We start from the raw sequence: 19,457 nt of genomic DNA on the forward strand, positions 1-19,457 counted from the left end.
TAAGGGCCAAATTCGGACTTGCCAGCGCACGGCAAGACCATAGACTAGGCGATTATCGCGTAGGGGGCGGGTCAGGCGGGCATGAATATCGATGGCGGTAGCGGTAAGCGCGCCGAACCGGTGATGCTCAGCGAGGCTGCCGAACGTCTGCGCAATCCGCGGATCGATCGCATCGTCGCCAGCTTCCGCGAGTACCGCGTCTCGCTCATGCGAGCGGTCATCCTTGGGTTTATCGTGGTGTGGACGGCGGCGTGGCTTCAGGGGCCCGAGCCGATGGCCCTCGAGGCCCACCGGGTGTTTCCCGTGGCGGGCGGTCTTTTCCTGGGTGCCACGTTCTGGATGCTGTGCATGCACGCGGCCCCCCGCCTGCGGCGAAGCCAGTTCGTGGATGCCATCGGCACCATCGCCAACTACGTCATCGTGTGCGTGCTGTTGAAGACCGCCTTCATGCTGGTCATCACACTGACGGCGGTACTGCCTTTCCTGTCGGTGGCGGTCGGCGTCCGTTATAGCCGCAAGGCGTTTGCGGCCAGCGTCGTCGCCTCGGTGGCGGTGCTGATCGTAAGCGGCCCGGAGGGTTACTGGATTGCCCGTCCGGCCTATGCGTTGTACGCGCTGGCCCTGGTGGTCGTATTGCCCATGACGCTTTACCGGCTGATGGACGCACTGCGCGAAGTATCCTCCGAGGCGATCGCCTCGCGCGAGGCGCAGCATCGCTTCATCTCGATGATGAGCCACGAGATGCGCACGCCGTTGAGCACGGTCATCCACTCCGCGTCGCTGATCGATACCTCGGTGATGAACGACGACCAGCGGCGACTGGTGGCCTTGCTCGCGTCCAACGCCAATGCGCTACTGCATCGGGTCAATGCCGTACTCGACGTCGCATCGTTCGCGGGCGGCCGTTTCAACCTGCGCTATCAGCCATTCAGTTTTGACGAAGTACTCGAAACCGTCGGCGCCGTGTGCCGCCCGCACGCGGCGGAAAAACGCCTTGCCTTCACGCTGTCCCGCGACGCTTCGGTGGGAGGCGTGTTCACGGGTGACCCGGGCCGGATCGAACAGGTGCTCTCCAACCTGGCCTCCAATGCCGTCAAGTTCACGCCACCGGGTGGCTCGGTAGAGGTCCGCGTGGAACTGCATGAGGGCGTGGGAGGGCGTGATCCCACCATCCTGTGCACGGTGACCGATACCGGCATCGGCATCGCCGATGCGGACAAGGCACGGATCTTCGACCCGTTCCACCAGGTAAGTGCGGGCGAAAGCCGCCGCCAGGAGGGCGTTGGCCTTGGTTTGTACATCGTGCGCAATGTTTCCGAGCAGATGCACGGTCACCTGCATGTTGCCGACAATCCGCTTGGCGGCACGGTGTTCAGCTGGCGCTTCTCGCTGGCGCGTGCGGCGGAAGGTGTCCGCAGCGTGGCGGAGATGCCGCTGGTGGAACTGCTCGACGATCATCGCCGCCGGGTCGCCTCCCAGCGTTGCCTCGTCGTCGATGACAACGCGGCCAACCGGGAAATCGTGGGCCGGATCCTGGAGCGTGCCGGTCATGCCGCCACGTTCAGCGCCAGCGGTGACGAAGCGCTGGGCCGTCTTGCGGAGGCCGAGTTCGATCTCATCTTCATGGACCTGCACATGCCAGGAAGTTCGGGCTGGGACGTACTGGGCCGTATCGACGTGGCGCGGCGTACCCGCCCGATTCCGCCCATCGTGATGCTCAGTGCCGATTCCAGCCACGATGCCGTGCGCATTGCCTTCAAGGCCGGTGCCCGCGCCTACCTCACCAAACCCATCGCCGCGCAGCGGTTGCTGGATGTGATCGAATCCATCGCCGAGGAGCGCTGGCTGGAAGATACGGCTCGTGCATGGCAGACGGTCCCTGAAGTGACGGCCGTGGAAACGCAGGATCCTTCCCCGTTGGACGAGATGCGAATGCTCGCCACCGACGAAGAGTTCGCTGGGTTCGTCGATCTGTGCGTGCGTACCGCGGGAGCGCACATCGAAGCGCTCAGGGCGTCGATGTCGTGCCATGACATCGCGGCGGCATCGGAAGCCATCCATGCCCTGCGCAACGTGCTGGGCAACCTGGGACTGCCGGGTGGCTCGCGCGTCTGTGACGACCTTGCCGTGCTGCTGGATGCCGGGGGCGATTTCCACCAGGCCCATGCGGAACTGGACACGCTTGCGCGATCCGTATGGCGCTTTGCCGAGATCCAGGGCATGCGCTCGCGCTCCATGGAAGGTGCGGGCGCCTGAGGCGCTTGCACGCCTGCCGGCTGCTGAGCAGTTTTTGCCGCGACGCGAAGCCTCCGGCCGCGTTATCGTTGCGCCTCACCGGATAGGACAGGACATGCGTCGCCTGCTACGCGCGATGGCCAGGTCGGGAATCGTCGGGCTGGCGCTGTTGGGCTGGCTGGCGAGCGCGTGGGCGGGCGACAGCCGCGACCGGGATATCAGCCAGTTTTTTCATTCCTCATGGACGGTGCGCCAGGGGGCGCCCGGGCAGGTCACGGCGCTGGCGCAGACGGCCGATGGCTATCTCTGGCTGGGCTCGCTGAGCGGCCTGTATCGCTTCGACGGCGTGCGCTTCGAGCGTTATCGCCCGCATGGCAGCGACTTCCTGGCCTCCGCGGTATCCACGCTCTATGCGCCGCCTTCGGGGGGGCTGTGGGTCGGTTTTCGCTATGGCGTGATCAGCTACATCGCGCAGGACGGCCGTGCCACGCACTATGCGGCCGGCTCGGGGCTGCCCACGGCCACCGTCTACGGCATCGCCGGCACGCCGGACGGACGCATCTGGGCCGCGACCTTCAGCGGCCTGGTCCAGCTCGACCACGGGCGCTGGCATGCGGTCAGCCCGGTCATGGGCCTGATCGGCTCGCGCGCACGCAACCTCACGGTAGACCGTGAGGGACGCCTGTGGGTCGCCACGGAGAAGGCGCTCGAATGGCTGCCCAACGGTGGCCAGCATTTCGTGGTGGCGACCACCGACGTAGGCCGCATCAATCGTATTGCCGAAGCACCGGACGGCACGATCTGGGTGGCGGAAGCCGATGGCGGCGTGCGTCCCGCATGGGCCGGAGAGCGCAACCCGGACGACATGGGGCCGGTGCTGCGGCTGGCGTCGGCCGGGCTGTTGTTTGATCGCGACGGTGCCCTGTGGATGCCTACGCTGGGCGACGGCATCCGTCGCGTGCCCTACGTGCGCGAGCTTCCTCGCCAGGTGATCGATGCCAGCGGCACGGTCGCACAACGCTTCGTCGAGCATGACGGCTTGTCGTCGGACTCCGCGGATGCCGTCATCCAGGACAGGGAAGGCAATATCTGGGTGGGCGGCACGGGTGGACTGGATCGCTTCCGGGTCAGCCGGCTTGAGCCAGCCCCCACGCTGCCCGGCGCGACGGACTTCGCCATCGTCGCCGCGAAAGGCCACGGGGTCTGGGCGGGCACGAAGAACCGCCCCCTGGCCAGGGTGGAGCCCTCCGGCGTGCAGGCGACCAACTTCACCAGCGCCATCACGGCGGTGTCGCGCGATGCCGACGGCATCTGGCTGGGAGGGCCCGAAGGCATCTGGCGGATGCGTGACGGTGATCCCATGCCCGTGGCCGACCTGCCATCGCCGCAGTACACGGGCGTGCAGGCCATCGAGAGCGATGGGCATGGCGGCGTGTGGCTGTCGATCAACCGCCCGGGGCTCTATCACTACAGCAATGGTCGCTGGACGTTCGACACCCTGCCCATCATGGCGAACGATCCGTCGCCTCTGATCCTGCACCGGGATGCATCGGATCGCCTGTGGATGGGATTCGCCCGCAACACGGTGCTGGTGCGCGACAAGGAGCACGACCGCCTGCTCGGCCCGGCGAACGGCCTCACGATAGGCAACGTCACCGCGATCATGGACGACGGGAGCATGACCTGGCTCGGTGGCGAACTGGGCCTGGCCCTGGTGCAGGGACAGGAGGTGCGCAGCATTCCCACCCTGGGCGAACCGCTTGCCGGCATTACCGGTCTGGTCCGCGACAGTCGTGGCGACGTCTGGGTGAACAGTGCCGCAGGCGTGGGCCGCATCGCGGGTGCCGACCTTCGCCGTGCAGCAAGCGATGCGACGTACCGGCCTGCAGTGGAGCTGTTCGACTGGCTGGACGGCCTGCCGGGAACGCCATCGCAGTTCCGTCCCCTGCCGAGTGCGGCCGTGGCGGACGATGGCCGGCTCTGGTTCGCGACCACCAGTGCCATCGTGTCGATCGATCCGCTCGATGTGCCACACAACACCTTGCCGCCACCGGTGCATATCCAGTCGGTATCCACCGACATGGGCACCTGGCCCACCATGACGCCGGTGCACCTGCCGGCACGCATCGAGCGGCTGCGCATCGCCTACACGGCCACCAGCCTGAGCATGCCCGAGCGCGTGCGGTTCCGTTATCGGCTCGAAGGGCTCGATACGCGCTGGCGCGATGCAGGTACCGAGCGCGAGGCGATCTATACCGATCCACCGCCGGGGCATTACGTTTTCCAGGTGACTGCCGCGAACGAAGACGGCGTGTGGAACGAACAGGGTGCCGAGTTGCCTATCGACATTGCCCCTGCGTTCTACGAGGCATGGTGGTTTGCCGTGTTGTGCGTGATCGCGGCGGTGGCGATCCTCGCCGCGGCTTATCTTTCGCGCGTGCAGCGGATCAAGGCCAGCCTGCGCGAGCGCCTTCAGGAACGGCATGCCGAGCGCGAGCGCATCGCGCGCGAGCTGCACGACACCTTGCTGCAAAGCATCCAGGGGTTGTCGATGCGCTTCCAGGCGATTGCAAACCGCGTACCCGAAGGCGATGCGCTGCGCGATTCAATGGAGCGCGCACTGGATCGCGCGGAAGACGTGCTGGTGGAGGCACGTGATCGGGTCAGAGGCTTGCGCGAACACACGGTGGACTCGCGCGGTCTCGCCGTCGCACTACAGGAACTGGCTGCGGAATATGCGCAGGAACACACCGTGCCCATCGGCGTCGATGCGCGCATCGATGCGTCCGGCATGGATCGCGCGGTGCGCGACGAACTGTACGGCGTGACCCGCGAGGCATTGCACAATGCGGTGGCTCACGCGGATGCAAGTCGTATCGACATCGTGCTGGATGTCGAGGGCCGTGATCTCGTGCTGCATGTGTGCGACGACGGACGAGGCATGGACGAAGCCATGTTGCGCGAAGGGCGCGAGGGTCACTGGGGCCTGCGCGGCATTCGAGAGCGCGCCGTGGCCATCGGCGGCATGGCTTCGATTACCTCGCGTCTTGCCGGCGGCACGGTGGTGACGGTGCGTATTCCCGTCGAGCGGGCATTCCCCGGCCGTGGTCACTGGTTGCGCCGCCGATTCCGGCGGCGCAACGATTGATGCATCAACGATCACGCACCGCCGCCACGGCAGCGGCGAGACTCTCGTCCGAAATACGGAACACATCGAACACGCCCAGCCGTTCCATGGCAGGCACGAGGGCGAGGGCGTCTTCCAGGGCGGCGGCACGTGCTGCGGTGTCGCTGCCCTCGTCGGCAAGCGCACGGGCATTCACGATGAAGGCGCCCACCGTGCCCTTGCGGACCGTGACGCCATCGAGCACCACGCTGTTCGTGTCGTCGGGGAGGATATCGTGGGGTTTCATGAGCAGGTCTCATTGGGATGTGTGCATAGCGTGAGGCGGCCGGGCTTGGCGCGCGCCCGCGTTCGCGCCAGACTTCGTCGCGTGCACGCCAATCCGCCCCCGCCGCCCCTCATGTCCCTGCCTCCGGTCGCCAGCGCGCACTGGTTGAGCGGGTGGTGGAGCGTCGCGCCGCAGATTCGCGATACGGTGATGCACGATCATCCGCATGGGCAGGTGTTCGGCACCACGCGTGGGTTGCTCAGTGTCGTGACGCACACCGCCCGCTGGCTTATCGGGCCCGGGCAGGCCATCTGGCTGCCGCCTGGCGTTCCGCATGCCGCAAGCTCGCACGGGGCGTTGACGGGATTCAGCATGTACGTGTTGCCGGGAGCCGGGCGCGATCTTCCCGCGGAGGTTTTCCTGGCAGGCGTATCGCCCCTGTTCCTCGCTCTGCTGGAGCGTGTGGCCCAGTGGCGGGGTGACGGTGCATGGAGCCCGCAACGTGAACGCCTCGCGGCCACCTGCTGGGACGAATGGATAGAACTACCGCGTTCGTCGCTGGCGCTGCCCATGCCCGCCGATGCACGCCTGCGTCGTGTGTGCGACGCCCTCATCGCGACGCCTGCCGATCGACGGGGGCAGGATGCCTGGGCCGCTCTGGCCACCATGTCCGCGCGCACGTTCGTACGCCACTTCCTGGCGGAAACCGGCATGGATTTTTCCAGTTGGCGCCAGCGGGCGCGGTTACGCTGGGCGCAGGAACGTCTCGCCGCTGGTGCGCCCGTATCCGCCGTGGCGGTGGATGCGGGCTATGACAGCCTGAGCGCTTTCGCTGCCGCTTTCCGTCGGCATCTGGGCATCGCGCCATCGGTCTACGCGCGTTCGCTCGTATGATCGATTCCCTTCGCGCACGGATGGACCAGATCGACGCAGCGGCGCAATGGCGACAGCCGGAGGCCTTCGCGCATCGCGCCGAACTGGCGGATCGGCTCGATCTGTATCTTGCAGGCGACGCCGCACCGGACGAGAAGGCGCGCGGACAACGGCTTCTGGATGACATGGCGGCCTGTGACGAGCAGCTGTTCGCATCGTTGCGCCAAGCGATACGACGAGGCGAAGGGCGTGCCGCGCTTGCCCCATGGCTGGATGGGCAGTCACCGCGCGGCCAGCACTATGACGCGCTGGATAGCCTCCTGGGTGGTGTGCTGGCGCTTGACGAACCCGTTTCGGACGATCCGGTCCCGCCGCCGGACATGGTGTTCTACCAGCCGACGCCGGCCCGGCACATTGTCGATTGTGTCCAACGCGCGGGCATCGGCGCGGCGGATACGGTGCTCGACCTGGGATCGGGACTGGGCCACGTCGCCATGCTGGTGAACATCCTGAGCGGTGCGCGCACGCTGGGCGTGGAGCGCGAGCCGGCTTATGTCGCATCCGCTGTCCGGGCGGCAAGCGCGCTGGAACTGGGCGATGTGCGCTTCATGGCCGCCGATGCGCGCGAGATAGGTTTCGATGGCGTGGATGTCGTCTACCTGTTCACGCCGTTCATCGGTCGCGTGCTGGCAGAGGTGGTGGCTTCGCTGGAACGGGCGGCAGCAGTGCGACCGTTGCGCATCGTCACCCTGGGGCCCTGCACGCGCACGTTTGCCCGGCTTGCATGGTTACAGCCCGACGGGGAAACCGCGCCGGACCGTATCGTGGTGTTCCGCAGCCGTGCGGATTGACCTCAGCGGATACGACCGCCGTTGAAGTGCCCGGTGCCCGCGCCGACCGAGATGCTGACGCTGCCGGTGGGGTGGTCGCAGCTTCCGAAGGCCTGGGTGACGTTCACGGCACCGCTCTGGTAGTTGCCGCTCATGCCACGGCTGCCACTGACCACGCCGGTGCTGACGCTGCCATGCATCTGCGGTTGGTTGTAGGTGGCATCGTCGCAGCGCGGGCCTTCGTTGGCTTCCGCAACGTTGGCCAGCCGACCCGTGGTATCGCCGTAATAGGTGCCCGGCGGGTCCTTGGGACGCGACGGCGTGACGGCCACGTTCTCACCCGGTTTCACGCCATTGGCGGCGGCCGTTCCGGACTGGCCCGTCTGTGCCGGCGCGGAAGCGGACGAGGATGAGGCCGGCACGTAGTCCGGAGGAAGCTTGAGGTTCAGGGGTTTGGCGGCGTCCTGGGCCCAGGCGCTGGCAGAGGTGGCGACGAACAGGGCGAGGACGAGGATCGGTTTCATGGACATGCTCCGCGGATAGGCCTTCGAACGCTCGAGGGCGCGTCCGGTGTACCGGCCTTGGATCGCCGGAGGGCGGCCCAAGTTCCCGGCCACCGGTACACCTTACTCCGCCAGCATCTCCACGTCGTCTTCCGGCACGCTTTCGCCCAGGCGGGCCTTCAGTGTTTCGATCTCGCGCTTCAGGTTGCGGTTTTCGGCTTCCAGCTCTTCGATCTGCTCGCGCAGGGCCAGGACGTCGTCGCTGGGCTTCTCACGCGGCTTGCGCCTGGATTCGCGTACACGCTTCGCCGCCTGTTTCAGCTCGCTGTCGCCCGCCGTGGCGGCAGCACGCTGTTCGTCCTCGGGGAGGGTGGCCACGGCGGCTGCGGCGCTGATCGAGAGGTTGCCCGACTTTACGGCGGCCACCACTTCCGGCGCGGCTTCCTTGCGGATCTTTTCGATCATGCCGACCTGGTTGGCGCTGATGCGTGCCTCGCGGGCGATTTCCCTGCGGCTGTCTGCAGGGTTGACGCGCGGGGGCTTCGGTTTCGCCGGCTCCGAGCCGGTGGGGTCGAACGGCAGGTCGTGTTCGTCCTTGTGGCCTTCCGCTTCGGCCGTGGCGGCACGTCGCTCGGCCAGGATCTCGCGCTTGCGCAAGGCGAGTACGCCGCGCTGGAAGTCGGAGACGCTGCGCCGGCCAAGGTGCTGTTCGATCATCCACAGGTGCACGTCGTCGACGGACTGGAAGCGCTCGTTCTGCACGGTGCGGAACGGGATGTCGTGCTTGCGGCAGATGCCGTAGCGGTTGTGCCCGTCCACCAGGGTGTCGCCCCACAGCACCAGCGCGTCGCGGCAGCCTTCCGTGAGCAGGCTGCGCTCCAGGGATTCGTATTCGTCCGGGGTCAGCGGGTCGATGTAGGCCTTGAGTTCTTCGTTGACGACGATGTGCATGGGGCGGTGCGACCTGTGACCTGCGGGGGCCGCATTCTAGTGGCTGCGGCCGGTTCGTGCAGGAATACTCAATGCGCGTCGCAGATCCTCAGACCGTCCAGTACGGGGCTGTCCGGCGACAGCTGCTGGTCGGGGTTGGCCTCCAGCCAGGTCTTCGCCCGGACCAGGATGCGCCGGTCGTTCTCGGTGCATTTCCATTCGCCGTCCTGGTAGGCAAGGTTCAGCAGGGAAAAACGCAGCCGGTCGATATCGCGGCGGCGTGAGAACGCCGGGTCGGCTTTCTCCAGCGCCGTCACCGTCATGGCGATATCCGCGAACTGGAAGCTGCGCCGGTTCTGCATATAGAGCCGGCCGAGCACGGAGCCGACGGTCTGTCCGCCGAGGTAATAGCCCAGCCCGCCACTGACGAGCACGCCGAGGAACCAGAGCACATGGATGAGCCAGGGTCGCTTGTTCATGTGCGTATCGCCGGACGGGGAATTCGAGGTGGCGCGAGCTTCGTGCAGATTGCTTGCGCGCGCAAGGGTGATCGCGAAATCGTGTTCATCGCGCGGTCGCGGACACCCATGCCTTCTGGCACATGGCGGGGCCATGTCCTAAACCTCCTGGCCTCCAGAGGCATCCCTTCTCGACTTCCAACGACCAGGGGACAGACGGATGGTGAAGTTGCGTGGATGGACGGCGTGCGTGCGCTGGGCAGCAGGGTGCGCGCTTGCGGTGGCTTCGGTAAGCGTCATGGCGGAGACCCCGCCTGCGCCGGTGGATGTGATGATCGTGGGCACGTTCCACATGGCCAATCCCGGGCGGGATATCTACAACCTCAAGGTGGACGACATGCTGGCGCCGAAGCGGCAGGCCGAGATCGAAGCCGTGACGAAGACGCTTGCGCGCTTCAGGCCCAACCGGGTGGCAGTGGAGTGGTCGGCGGATGATGTCGAACGGCAGTATCCGCGTTACCTCGACGGCACACTGGCGCCGACGGCCAGCGAGCGCGTGCAGCTGGGCTTTCGACTGGGCCGGCTTGTCGGGGCGAAGGGCGTGTACGGCGTCGACGTCGATGGCGATTTCCCGTATCCCGAACTGAAGGCCTATGCAGAAGCGCACGGCCAGGCCGGGTTGCTGACGGAGGCGGGCAAAAAGATCATGCGCACACTCGACGAGGAGCAGGCGGCGCTTAAGGAACATGGCGTAGCGGGAATACTCCGCCTGCTCAACGATCCGGCGAGGATCGCCGCGGATCAGGGGCATTACCGCGACTACCTGCGCATCGGTGGCAAGGACGGCCAGCCCGGCGTGGACGTGCTTACCGGTTGGTATCGTCGCAACCTCACCATCTGCGCCAACCTGATCCAGCTGGCAAAGCCGGGCGACCGCATCGTGGTGATTTACGGGGCAGGGCACGCGTTCCTGCTGAGGCAATGCGTCACCGAGACGCCGGGATTCCGCCTGGTGGAGGCCAACGATTACCTCCCAAGGACATGATGTAAAAAATATTTGACATCATGTGATGTTTGATTAACATGACTCCATCACCAACCGTGGGGGATGGGGTCATGCTGACGAAAGAACGATTTGCCTGGGTCTGGGTGGGCGCGCTCGTGGCGGTACTTGGTGCTTACGCCGGCGTCGTTGCCATCCAGACGCAGGGCGGCGAGCCCTCACCGGGCGTGCGTATCGGCACGCTGGCGGTGGCCCTGTCGATCCTGGGCCTGGTCGCGCTCGGCACCTGGCTGGCCGGCCGTCGTCGCGCCGATCCGCTCGATGAACGCGATCTGATCATCGAGCGACGCTCGGCCGCGATGGCCTACAACGTGTTGATGGCCGGCATGATCCTGGTCGGCTGCGTGATGCCGTTTGGTGCTGGCGGCTGGAAGATCGTGCATGCAGCCCTGTGTGCGATTGTCCTCGCCGAGATCGTCCACCACGGATTGATCATCGTCGGCTACCGCAGGGGCTGGCGTGTCTGATCGTCGGCTCACCAACGACATCCGCACCCTGCGTTTCCTCGCGGGGGAAATGACCCAGGCCGACCTGGGGCAACGGGTGGGCGTCACCCGGCAGACCATAGCCGCCATCGAAGCCGGCAAGTACTCGCCCACGCTGGAGTGTGCGTTTCGCATTGCGGAAGTCTTCGGCAAGGCGCTGGAAGAGGTGTTTCACTGGGAGCGCTGAGCCGGCTCGTTGCCCGGTGGCTATCGCGCCGCGCCTATGCTGAGATCCCGGTGCCTCGGTCATCGCGTGTCGTCGGCTGTAGTGATCCCGCTTCACCTCATTCCGTCAGGCGTTCTCCAGTAGCATGACGGCATACGAAGGATGGTGTTTGCATGACCAAGCCCGGTAACGAAACTCTCCAGGTGGATGCATCGTCATTGATCGACCAGCGTATCGCCGAGCTGGGTGATTGGCGTGGTCATACGTTGGCTATGATCCGCAGGCTCATTCACGATGTCATCCCCAACGTGGTCGAGGAATGGAAATGGCGGGGAACGCCGGTATGGTCGCACGGAGGCATCCTCTGTACCGGGGAAACCTACAAGGACAAGGTAAAGTTCACGTTTGCAAAGGGAGCTGCCTTAAAGGATCCCTCGCGCTTGTTCAATGCAAGCCTCGATGGCAACGTGAGGCGCGCGATCGACATCGCTGAGCACGAAACGATCGATGCACGGGCATTCAAGGCGCTTATCCAGGACGCCGCGGCGTTGAATGCCCGGAAACCCTCCGGGCGCAGCCGGGGCGGGTCGCTACCCTCAACCTGATAACACGAGCGAAGAGTCGACATGACGCTGGAAACCATCGAAATCAAGGCTTTCGTTCCGGCGCAGGACTTCGAGCTGTCGAAGCGCTTCTACACCGATCTCGGATTCACGCTGGCATCGTCATCCAACGGTGTGGCTTACCTCAAAGCGGGTGAATGCGCGTTTCTTCTTCAGGACTTCTATGAAAAGACGCTCGCCGAGCATTTCATGATGCACCTGATGGTGGCTGACGTGGATGCCTGGTGGCATCACGTGGAGTCCACCGGCATGGTGCAGCGCTACGGTGTGCGCGCCGCCGCACCGGAGGACCGGCCCTGGCGGATCCGCGACTTCGTGATCACGGATCCGTCTGGCGTTCTCTGGCGCATCGGCCAGAACATCGGCTGACACCTGCCCTTATGGCTTAGCCGAGAGGGTTCAAGAGCAGCATCGTGCACAACGTCAGCATGAATACGGCGATGGATCCGTCCAGCACGCGCCACGCCCGTGGATTGCGGAACACCGGCTGCATCATGCGTGCGCCGTAGCCCAGCGTGATGAACCAGACGACGCTGGCCGAGCAGGCGCCAGCCGCGAACACCCAGCGCAGTTCGTGCTGGTAGCGGGTCGAGATGCTGCCCAGCAAAACCATGGTGTCCAGGTACACGTGCGGGTTGAGGAAGGTGAAGGCCAGGCAGGTGAGGGCTACCCGCTTCCAGCTTTGCTGGCCACCCGTGGTGGCGGTGAGCGCACTCGTGCCCTGCAAGGCGCGCCTGGCGGCCATGAGTCCGTAGACGGCAAGAAAGGCGGCACCGCCGAAACGGAAGACCTGCAAGGCGACCGGATACTGCTGGACCAGCGCGCCGATGCCGGCAATGCCAAGGATGATGAGGGCGATGTCGCTCAGGGCGCACAGCACCACCACCAGCCCGATGTGCTGGCGCTTGATGCCCTGGCGGAGGATGAAGGCGTTCTGGGCGCCGATGGCAATGATGAGGCCCGCGCTGGCGGCAAAGCCAGCGGCGGCAGCGGCGAAATACATGACGGGAAACCTTTACTGCGGACGGCCCATGGTGCGGGTTTGCAGATAATTAGCCAAACTAAATATCCTGATGCATATTAAGAAAATCTAATTAACGTCAGAGAGGCTCCCATGGATCTCCTGCATCCCCAGCTAGCCGCCTTTGCCGCCGTGCTTGAAGAGGGCAGCTTCGACGCCGCTGCCCGCAGCCTTTCCGTTACCCCCTCGGCCATCTCCCAACGCCTGAAGGCACTGGAAGACCGATTGGGTCAGGTACTCGTGGTGCGCCAGTCTCCCTGCCGGCCCACCTCCGCAGGCGAGCGCCTGCTGCGCCGCGTAAGACCGATGCAGACCCTGGAAGCCGAGGCCATCGCCGACTTTCTTCCCGAGGAGGCGAAGGCTGCCCATGTGCGCCCGCTCACGCTGGCCGTCAACGACGATTCGCTGCATACCTGGTTTCTTCCCGCCGTGGCGGAGCTGCACGATAGCCACGGCTTTCTTTTTGACGTGCGGGTGGATGACCAGGACTACACGCTGGAACACCTGCGCCGGGGCACCGTGCTGGGGGCCATCTCGGCGGAGCGCACGCCGTTACAGGGCTGTAACGTGATGCCGTTGGGCAGCATGCGTTACCACGCCATCGCGTCCCCGTCGTTCGTGGAGCGCTATTTCCCCGACGGCCTGAGCGCCACGGCGTTCGGCCGGGCGCCCATGCTGGTCTTTAGTCGCAAGGACGAACTGCAATGGCGCTTCGTCCGCAGGATCACGCGCGCCCGGCTGGAACCGCCCATCCATTACCTGCCCACGTCCACGGGTTTTGTCGATGCAGCCGCCCTGGGGCTGGGCTGGTGTCTTGCCGCCGATGTGCTCGTGGAGTCCGCGCTGCGGGACAAGCGCGTAGTGATGGTAGACCCGGATCGCTGGTTCGACGTGCCTCTTTACTGGCATTACGTCGCGGTGCGCTCCGGCACCCTGCAACTGCTGGGCGATGCCCTGAGGAAGGCGGCGCGCAGTGCGCTGCATACCTGACGAACCGTGATAGCCCTTCCGGCATGTTTGCCGGTGACCCCGGACTTGTATATTCCGCGCTTGCCTTCTTATGGGGAATGAGATGTCTGGCAAAGGGATCAAGGGGAGCAGGCGTAAAGGTTCGTGGGTTCATGCGCTCGCAACGGTGGTCGCCGCTGTTGCGTGCACAGGGGCGTGGGCATCGCCCGATCCGGTTCCGGTCAACGTAGGCCAATGCAAGCCGATCGAATCGCAGGTGCTGCACGAGACCAGGAGTTACTGTGTGCATCTGCCGGCATCCTACGGATACCCGGGAAACCAGCAGAAGCATTATCCGGTGCTCTACGTGCTGGATGGCGAGACCTTTTTTGCCATGGCTGCCACCACCACCGACTTCATGGGAGGCGGGGCCAACGGCAATTACGCCATACCTGAAATGATCGTCGTGGGTGTCGCCAACACCAAGCGCACGCGCGACATGAGCCCCACGCATAGCCTCAGCCATACGGGGGGCATCGGCGACCTGAGTGAAAGTGGAGGTGGTACTGCCTTTCTGTCATTCCTGGAAACGGAGCTTGCGACGACCATCGACCGCGACTACCGGACGCAGCCCTATCGCGTCCTCGCAGGACATTCGTTCGCAGGCCTGGCTACGGTGAATGCCTTCCAGAGCCGGCCATCGGCTTTCCAGGGCTATATCGCCATCGATCCGTCGTTGTGGTGGGATAGCGAAGTCATGCTCAGCAAGGCGAAGGGAGCACCTCCGGCCGAGGGACATCAACGGCTTTACATCGCGCTTGCCAATACGGCAGCCATCAAGGGACCGTTTGAAGGTATTGCGGCAGCCCATATGGGTGCCATCCATGCCTATGCTCAATTCATGTCGGATACGTCCAGCATGAAGGATCGCTTCAAGCTGGATTACTTCCCCGACGAAGAGCATGGCTCCGTGCCGATGCTGGCGCTGTACAACGGGCTCAAGTTCGTCTTTATCGATTACAAGCTCACCTTCGCCAAGGGGCTGAATGATCCGGACAGCATCGGCAGGCATTTCGACAAGGTTTCCGAAACGCTGGGCTTCCGTTTTCTCCCGTCGGAGCAGGAAGTGAACGTCATGGGTTACATGGCGCTGCACGACATGAAACAGCCTGACAAGGCGATCAAGCTTTTCTCGCTCAACACGACCTGGTATCCGCAGTCGGCCAATGCCTATGACAGCCTCGCCGAGGCCTATGCCTCCACAGGCAACAAGGCGCTTGCCATAAAGAACTACCAGAAGGCGCTGGAGCTCAACCCCGGCAGCGATAACGCCCGGGCGTGGCTGAAGAAACTGACTACGCCCTAGCATGCCCTTGTAGGAGCGCGCCTCGCGCGCGACCGGGATTCATCGGCTACGCCGGTCGCGCGCGAGGCGTGCTCCTACAAAGTGGCCGGAGCGTAGGCGACCCAGCCACGGAAGGTGAAGCCGGCATAGAACAGTTCGACGTTCTCAAACCCGGCTTTTTCCAGTAGCGCTGCATCTTCTTCGGGGGACAACAACGGCAGACGGGCCTGGATGGCGGTGGCTGCATTCTTCGCATCGGCCTCCGGTACGCCGGACGCCGATGCAAACGCCGCATACCGTGCCAGCCAGCGACGTTTGCCCGACTCGTCACCCGGCACGCTATGGTGCGCAACCACGAAGGGCGCCCCCGGCTTCAGGCGACGACGCACTTCGCCCAGCGTATGCAGGCGCTCTTCGGCGTTGAGGAAGTGCAGGGTAAGCAGGCAGGTGGCGCCATCGAAAGGCCCCGCAGGAGCGGTATCGATATAGCCTTCCTGGAGCTCGACGCGCGATGCGAAAGGGCCCAGCGTGTCGCTGGCCAGCTTCAGCATCTCCGCGGAGGGATCGACGCCCGTAAAGCGCCAGCCTTCGTGCGCCTCGGCAAATGCCTTGAGCTCCAGGCCTCCGCCTGCACCGAGCACCAGCACATGGCCCGCCTGCGGTACCACTTCGGCCAGCAGCAACGTGGTCATCCGTTGCAGGCCGAGGAAACCAGGCACCTGCCTGACAGGGCCTTCAGCGTAACGGGCGACGGCCTTGGGGTCGGAGAAGGACAAGGTGAAGCTCCAGTGCGTGTGATCCTCCATGCTAGCGCAGGGACGGCGGTGTCCGGGAGAGTGCACGTCGTTGTTGAAGGCCTCTGCGCCCCCGGTGACTTCCAGCAGATGTCCCGGTCCCGGCGGGAGCCTAGGCTGAGCTGTCGCCTCGCCCCGTGGACTATCTATGAACCTTTTCGTTCGTTGGTGCCTGCCGGTAGCGGCGGCTTGTCTGGCGATGCCTGTATTTGCCCAGGCAGACACTTTTGTTTTTCTACAGAAACCCGGCACGTTACCTGTCGGGCTGCGTGTCATCGATCAGTATGATCGCTCACGTACCTTTCCTTCTGCGATCAGCAACGCTGGCAAGCCGTCAAAGGGCAGCTATCGGCCGTTGCAGACCTTGATCTGGTATCCCGCACGCCTCCATTCGGGAGCACCCATGACGGTTGGCGACTACGCCGCGTTGGCGGATAGTGAACTTCGATTCGATGTACCCGACGCAAAAGGCAACAAGTGGCGTGAACAGCTTAAAGGTATGTCTTCCGTCGCCTTATGGGCGGTTCGTGATGCCGTGCCGGCGGACGGCCGCTATCCCGTTGTGATCTATGCGCCCAGCGACTCGTCAGTATCATGGGAGAACGCCGACCTGTGCGAGTACCTGGCCAGTCATGGCTATGTCGTGATCGCCAGCCCATCGATGGGGGAGGCGACGCGCGACATGACGGACGATCTGCCCGGCATTCGTGCGCAGGCCCGTGATATCTCGTTTCTGGTGTCTTATGCCAGGACGCTTCCTGATGCGGATGTATCGAAGCTGGCTGTCCTGAGCTGGAGCTGGGGAGGCATATCCAGCGTATTCGCTGCCGCAAACGACTCACGTATTCGTGCGTTGGTATCGATGGATGGGAGTATGCGCTACTTCCCGGGGCTGGTTAAAAAAGCCGGGGACGTTCACCCGGAAAAGATGACGCTCCCCTTGATCTTCTTTACCTCCGAATACCCCAATTACCTGGAGGATTTCGAGGCGTTCTATGATGGGCCGGCCGAAGACCTGGCCGGGCCTAACGTACTTAACGCGTGGAAGCATGGCGATCTCACCACGGTGAACATGATCGGCATGTCGCATGGGGAATTCAGTTCGATGTTCCAGCGGCGCAAGAGTGCCGAGCGCTTTGCCGAGGACCAGATCGCCGATTATGGGCGAGACGAGGCCAATCAAGGCTACGCGTGGGTGACCCGTTACGTTGCCGCGTTTCTCGATGCCCGGTTGAAAGCCGATGCAGAGGCGGGAGCGTTCCTGGCGAGAACACCCGCGGCGAATGGTGTGCCATCACATTTCATGTCGATCCGACGACGCCCTGCGCAGCCGATCAACGCCTTACCTGCCAGTGGCAGGTAAGCGGTGGCGCAATCATCCAAACTCCGGGCCGTGTTTCCACAGTTCACTCAGGGGTGCACGCGTTGGCCCACACACGAAAATATCCGGGTTGTCTATGCTTTCCGTGTTCCGCACGCCCCACGAGTTGAACGTGTGGCCTGCCAGTCGACAGTCGAAGAAAAGTTCATCGACGCGCTCGGATGAACTCCCGACCACGATATAGGTGGAAGGCAGAGGATCAGGATAACCGCGCAGCCAACCCGAGTTGACCGCAGTGATCGGGCGTGGGAGGCCGTGTTTCTCTCCCAGCAGGGTGATGGCCCCGTACTCGCCATAGTTTCCCACCACGATGCCAAGATGCGCCCGCTGTTCGGCTGGCAGGGCGTCGCGAATGGCAACGACCTGCGCGACGATCTCCTCCCAGCCGATCTCCTCGCGCAAGTCATCGTTGTTGTTCAATACGTAGTCGCGCAAAGGGCCGCTCGATGCCAGCGGAACAATGCGTACGATGGCGAAAGCCCCGATCACGGCGACGCCCGCGAATGCCAGTGTACTGATGCTGACATGCCATCCGGGGCGCAGCGAGCGAATCCAGCGATCACCCACGACGGCGCCCATGGCAAGCAGCATGGGATAAGCGCCGGCCATGTAGTAGTAGCGCCCCTGTGCCAGCAGGAACAACGCCAGCGGCACTACGTACATCCAGGCAAGCATGCGGTAGCGGCGGCTTCTGGCGTATGCAATCCATCCCGCGAGCCAGACTGGGGCGGCGAACAGGTTGACGTTTATCAGGAACTGGTCGCAGAGGAATCCTTCCGCGCGACCTATCCGGACATCGCGCTCATGGATGCCTTGCAGAAAATGGTAGGAAATAAAATCGTGGCGGATCAGCCATACAAGATTGGGTGCGAAGATCAGTAGCGCGATGGCGCCGGCCGCCCAGAACCAGCGGCTCGTGATGTAGCGCCGTGCGTCGGTGAAGAGAACGCCTGCGAGGACGCCCGCCAGCTCGAATGCGATCGAGTACTTCGTTTGCAAGCCAAGGCCCGCAAAGACACCAATGGCCAGCCACCAGCGCGGCTCGTTGTCACGCAGCAGGCGTATGCTGGCCCACGCGATCAGCACCCACCACAGCAGGTCGAACGACGAATACTGAAACTCGGTGGCCTGGAAGATCGGCATGGGTGACAGCGCGACGGCGAGCGCGGTAAAGACCTGCGCCCGTCGTCCGCCGCCAAGGTCGCGCGCCATCACGCCGCTGACGAAAATCACCAGGGTCTGGGCAATGACCGAAAATGATCTGAGGCCGACCAGTGAAATCCCGAACGCGTTCAGGCCCAGATATTCCAGTGCAGCGGTCAGGGGCGGGTAGGGTACGAAACCCCAGTCCAGATGCTTGGCATCGCTCAGGAACTGCCATTCATCCCGGTGGAATCCATACTGGCCATTGGTGAGCATGTGCCCCAGTCCGAAGAACAGGGCGATGGCCAGGATCACATAGGAGTCGTTGCGACGGCTCTGCGTTGCATCCTTTGATGAATCCATACCTGGCGCCATGAACGTTTCCCTGTAGGTCGTGTATGTCTTTAACGCCATTCCCCTGGGCGACAAGCCCGCCTCGGATACATGCCGAGGGACAGGTCGATGCTACCGTCATCGTGCAGTTACAGTATGGCGTGAGTGGAGAAACGTCCATATGACTTCCGACAGGCAAGTCCTGGCGGGGGGAGGCTGTCAATCCAATCGGTAGGGGGGAGTGGTGTCAGCAGATACGAAGCTTGAATGTCTTGTCGGTGGTGAATGGCTTGCGCATTCGTTTGCGCCGGTCTTTCACGTGCCTGATCGCGGTGCAACGAACAAGCGCCTGGTGGCGGGGGTGCCGGATGGCGATCCTTCCTTGTTCGCAGGCCTGCTTGGTTGCTTGTCACCGCCTTACTTCCTGCTCTATGTCCTGCATACACCTCGTGGTGAAGCGCAGCCCGGGCGATACCAGAGTCCAGCGCTTTCGCTGGAGCAGACGACCTCATTTATTGATCAATTCGGTACATTCCTTCGTGCGGATGCGCGATACGACCTCTGGGGTCATTCGCCGCACGACAACGCGACCGTGGTCTGGGACAGGCATAATCTGCTTTACGGCTATGGTCCGGTTGAGTTGTATCAGGCCCGATTGATCGACCTGGGATTCTCCATCGACGTCCCGGTCGTTCCCTCACCTCATCAACATTGCTACCGCCGGGATCTGGACAGCATGGCCAAGAGTGTCATCGAGGCTTTCGACTGGAGTTTCTCGGAACTGCGACCGGAGGACGAGCAGTAGTGTGAGGTCCGCGCACTCACGGGATGGAAGATGGCGAGTCGTCTTTTTCACCGTAGCGTATTTTCAAGGGCAGTATCACATCTGCCCGGGCGAACGACGATAGACTCCGGCCTCGGAGGCTAACCGGTG

20 protein-coding genes are annotated in these 19,457 nt (G+C 63.9%); 13 read left to right on the forward strand and 7 right to left on the reverse strand.

Annotated features, from left to right (window positions below):
- Window positions 1-81: 81 nt before the first annotated feature.
- Both HBF25_RS19135 and HBF25_RS19140 read left to right on the forward strand, forming a co-directional pair.
- Complete coding sequence (locus HBF25_RS19135; RefSeq protein ID WP_166951458.1) at window positions 82-2,256, forward strand: ATP-binding response regulator; 2,175 nt, start codon at window positions 82-84, stop codon at window positions 2,254-2,256.
- Between the two features lie 94 nt (window positions 2,257-2,350).
- The gene (locus HBF25_RS19140) at window positions 2,351-5,383 is read left to right on the forward strand and encodes a sensor histidine kinase (protein ID WP_166951460.1); all 3,033 of its coding nucleotides are present in this window, start codon (window positions 2,351-2,353) and stop codon (window positions 5,381-5,383) included.
- Between the two features lie 4 nt (window positions 5,384-5,387).
- On the opposite strand, the gene HBF25_RS19145 is transcribed toward HBF25_RS19140, so the two are convergent.
- A complete protein-coding gene (locus tag HBF25_RS19145; protein ID WP_166951463.1) occupies window positions 5,388-5,648 on the reverse strand; it encodes a hypothetical protein in 261 nt (86 codons plus the stop codon).
- Window positions 5,649-5,759: 111 nt separating this feature from the next.
- Here HBF25_RS19145 and HBF25_RS19150 point away from each other — a divergent pair, with 111 nt between their 5' ends.
- A complete protein-coding gene (locus HBF25_RS19150) occupies window positions 5,760-6,521 on the forward strand; it encodes an AraC family transcriptional regulator (protein ID WP_208392684.1) in 762 nt (253 codons plus the stop codon).
- Window positions 6,518-7,351, forward strand: a complete 834-nt coding sequence (locus HBF25_RS19155; RefSeq protein WP_208392685.1) for a methyltransferase domain-containing protein — start codon at window positions 6,518-6,520, stop codon at window positions 7,349-7,351. The genes HBF25_RS19150 and HBF25_RS19155 overlap by 4 nt, the downstream gene beginning before the upstream one ends.
- A 2-nt stretch (window positions 7,352-7,353) precedes the next feature.
- Here HBF25_RS19155 and HBF25_RS19160 read toward each other — a convergent pair whose 3' ends face one another.
- The 3 genes from HBF25_RS19160 to HBF25_RS19170 form a co-directional block, all read right to left on the reverse strand.
- Window positions 7,354-7,854, reverse strand: a complete 501-nt coding sequence (locus tag HBF25_RS19160) for a hypothetical protein (protein ID WP_341778172.1) — start codon at window positions 7,852-7,854, stop codon at window positions 7,354-7,356.
- A 102-nt stretch (window positions 7,855-7,956) separates the two neighbouring features.
- Window positions 7,957-8,784, reverse strand: coding sequence for a plasmid replication/partition related protein (locus HBF25_RS19165; RefSeq protein ID WP_166951471.1), 828 nt, complete (start codon window positions 8,782-8,784; stop codon window positions 7,957-7,959).
- Between the two features lie 68 nt (window positions 8,785-8,852).
- Window positions 8,853-9,242 (reverse strand): hypothetical protein, encoded by a 390-nt coding sequence (locus tag HBF25_RS19170; protein ID WP_166951474.1) that lies wholly within the window; start codon window positions 9,240-9,242, stop codon window positions 8,853-8,855.
- Window positions 9,243-9,519: 277 nt separating this feature from the next.
- Between HBF25_RS19170 and HBF25_RS19175 the strand changes: the two genes are divergently transcribed.
- From HBF25_RS19175 to HBF25_RS19195, 5 genes are all read left to right on the forward strand, one after another.
- The gene (locus tag HBF25_RS19175) at window positions 9,520-10,266 is read left to right on the forward strand and encodes a DUF5694 domain-containing protein (protein WP_166951477.1); all 747 of its coding nucleotides are present in this window, start codon (window positions 9,520-9,522) and stop codon (window positions 10,264-10,266) included.
- Window positions 10,267-10,337: 71 nt separating this feature from the next.
- Window positions 10,338-10,751, forward strand: a complete 414-nt coding sequence (locus HBF25_RS19180; RefSeq protein WP_166951479.1) for a DUF2178 domain-containing protein — start codon at window positions 10,338-10,340, stop codon at window positions 10,749-10,751.
- Window positions 10,744-10,956, forward strand: a complete 213-nt coding sequence (locus HBF25_RS19185) for a helix-turn-helix domain-containing protein (RefSeq protein ID WP_166951482.1) — start codon at window positions 10,744-10,746, stop codon at window positions 10,954-10,956. The genes HBF25_RS19180 and HBF25_RS19185 overlap by 8 nt, the downstream gene beginning before the upstream one ends.
- A gap of 152 nt (window positions 10,957-11,108) precedes the next feature.
- The gene (locus HBF25_RS19190) at window positions 11,109-11,540 is read left to right on the forward strand and encodes a DUF1801 domain-containing protein (RefSeq protein ID WP_166951484.1); all 432 of its coding nucleotides are present in this window, start codon (window positions 11,109-11,111) and stop codon (window positions 11,538-11,540) included.
- Between the two features lie 21 nt (window positions 11,541-11,561).
- Window positions 11,562-11,927 carry a VOC family protein gene (locus tag HBF25_RS19195; protein ID WP_166951487.1) on the forward strand — a complete coding sequence of 122 codons (366 nt, stop codon included), beginning with the start codon at window positions 11,562-11,564 and terminating at the stop codon, window positions 11,925-11,927.
- A gap of 16 nt (window positions 11,928-11,943) precedes the next feature.
- On the opposite strand, the gene lysE is transcribed toward HBF25_RS19195, so the two are convergent.
- Window positions 11,944-12,561: an L-lysine exporter gene (gene lysE, locus HBF25_RS19200; RefSeq protein WP_166951490.1), complete on the reverse strand. Its 618-nt coding sequence runs from the start codon at window positions 12,559-12,561 to the stop codon at window positions 11,944-11,946.
- Between the two features lie 111 nt (window positions 12,562-12,672).
- Here lysE and HBF25_RS19205 point away from each other — a divergent pair, with 111 nt between their 5' ends.
- The gene (locus HBF25_RS19205; protein ID WP_166951493.1) at window positions 12,673-13,569 is read left to right on the forward strand and encodes a LysR family transcriptional regulator ArgP; all 897 of its coding nucleotides are present in this window, start codon (window positions 12,673-12,675) and stop codon (window positions 13,567-13,569) included.
- Window positions 13,570-13,651: 82 nt separating this feature from the next.
- Window positions 13,652-14,893 carry an alpha/beta hydrolase-fold protein gene (locus tag HBF25_RS19210; protein ID WP_279588223.1) on the forward strand — a complete coding sequence of 414 codons (1,242 nt, stop codon included), beginning with the start codon at window positions 13,652-13,654 and terminating at the stop codon, window positions 14,891-14,893.
- 74 nt (window positions 14,894-14,967) lie between these two features.
- On the opposite strand, the gene HBF25_RS19215 is transcribed toward HBF25_RS19210, so the two are convergent.
- Complete coding sequence (locus HBF25_RS19215) at window positions 14,968-15,648, reverse strand: class I SAM-dependent methyltransferase (RefSeq protein WP_243853320.1); 681 nt, start codon at window positions 15,646-15,648, stop codon at window positions 14,968-14,970.
- Window positions 15,649-15,814: 166 nt separating this feature from the next.
- Between HBF25_RS19215 and HBF25_RS19220 the strand changes: the two genes are divergently transcribed.
- Complete coding sequence (locus tag HBF25_RS19220) at window positions 15,815-17,029, forward strand: dienelactone hydrolase family protein (RefSeq protein WP_166951497.1); 1,215 nt, start codon at window positions 15,815-15,817, stop codon at window positions 17,027-17,029.
- Window positions 17,030-17,041: 12 nt separating this feature from the next.
- Here the strand turns inward: HBF25_RS19220 and HBF25_RS19225 are convergent, their stop codons facing one another.
- Complete coding sequence (locus tag HBF25_RS19225) at window positions 17,042-18,565, reverse strand: glycosyltransferase family 39 protein (protein WP_166951499.1); 1,524 nt, start codon at window positions 18,563-18,565, stop codon at window positions 17,042-17,044.
- A gap of 202 nt (window positions 18,566-18,767) precedes the next feature.
- On the opposite strand from HBF25_RS19225, the gene HBF25_RS19230 reads away from it, so the two are divergent.
- Complete coding sequence (locus tag HBF25_RS19230; protein WP_166951502.1) at window positions 18,768-19,328, forward strand: hypothetical protein; 561 nt, start codon at window positions 18,768-18,770, stop codon at window positions 19,326-19,328.
- Window positions 19,329-19,457 lie beyond the last annotated feature (129 nt).

The sequence above is a fragment of the Luteibacter anthropi genome, assembly GCF_011759365.1.
In the GTDB taxonomy this organism is placed as follows: Bacteria; Pseudomonadota; Gammaproteobacteria; order Xanthomonadales; family Rhodanobacteraceae; genus Luteibacter; species Luteibacter anthropi.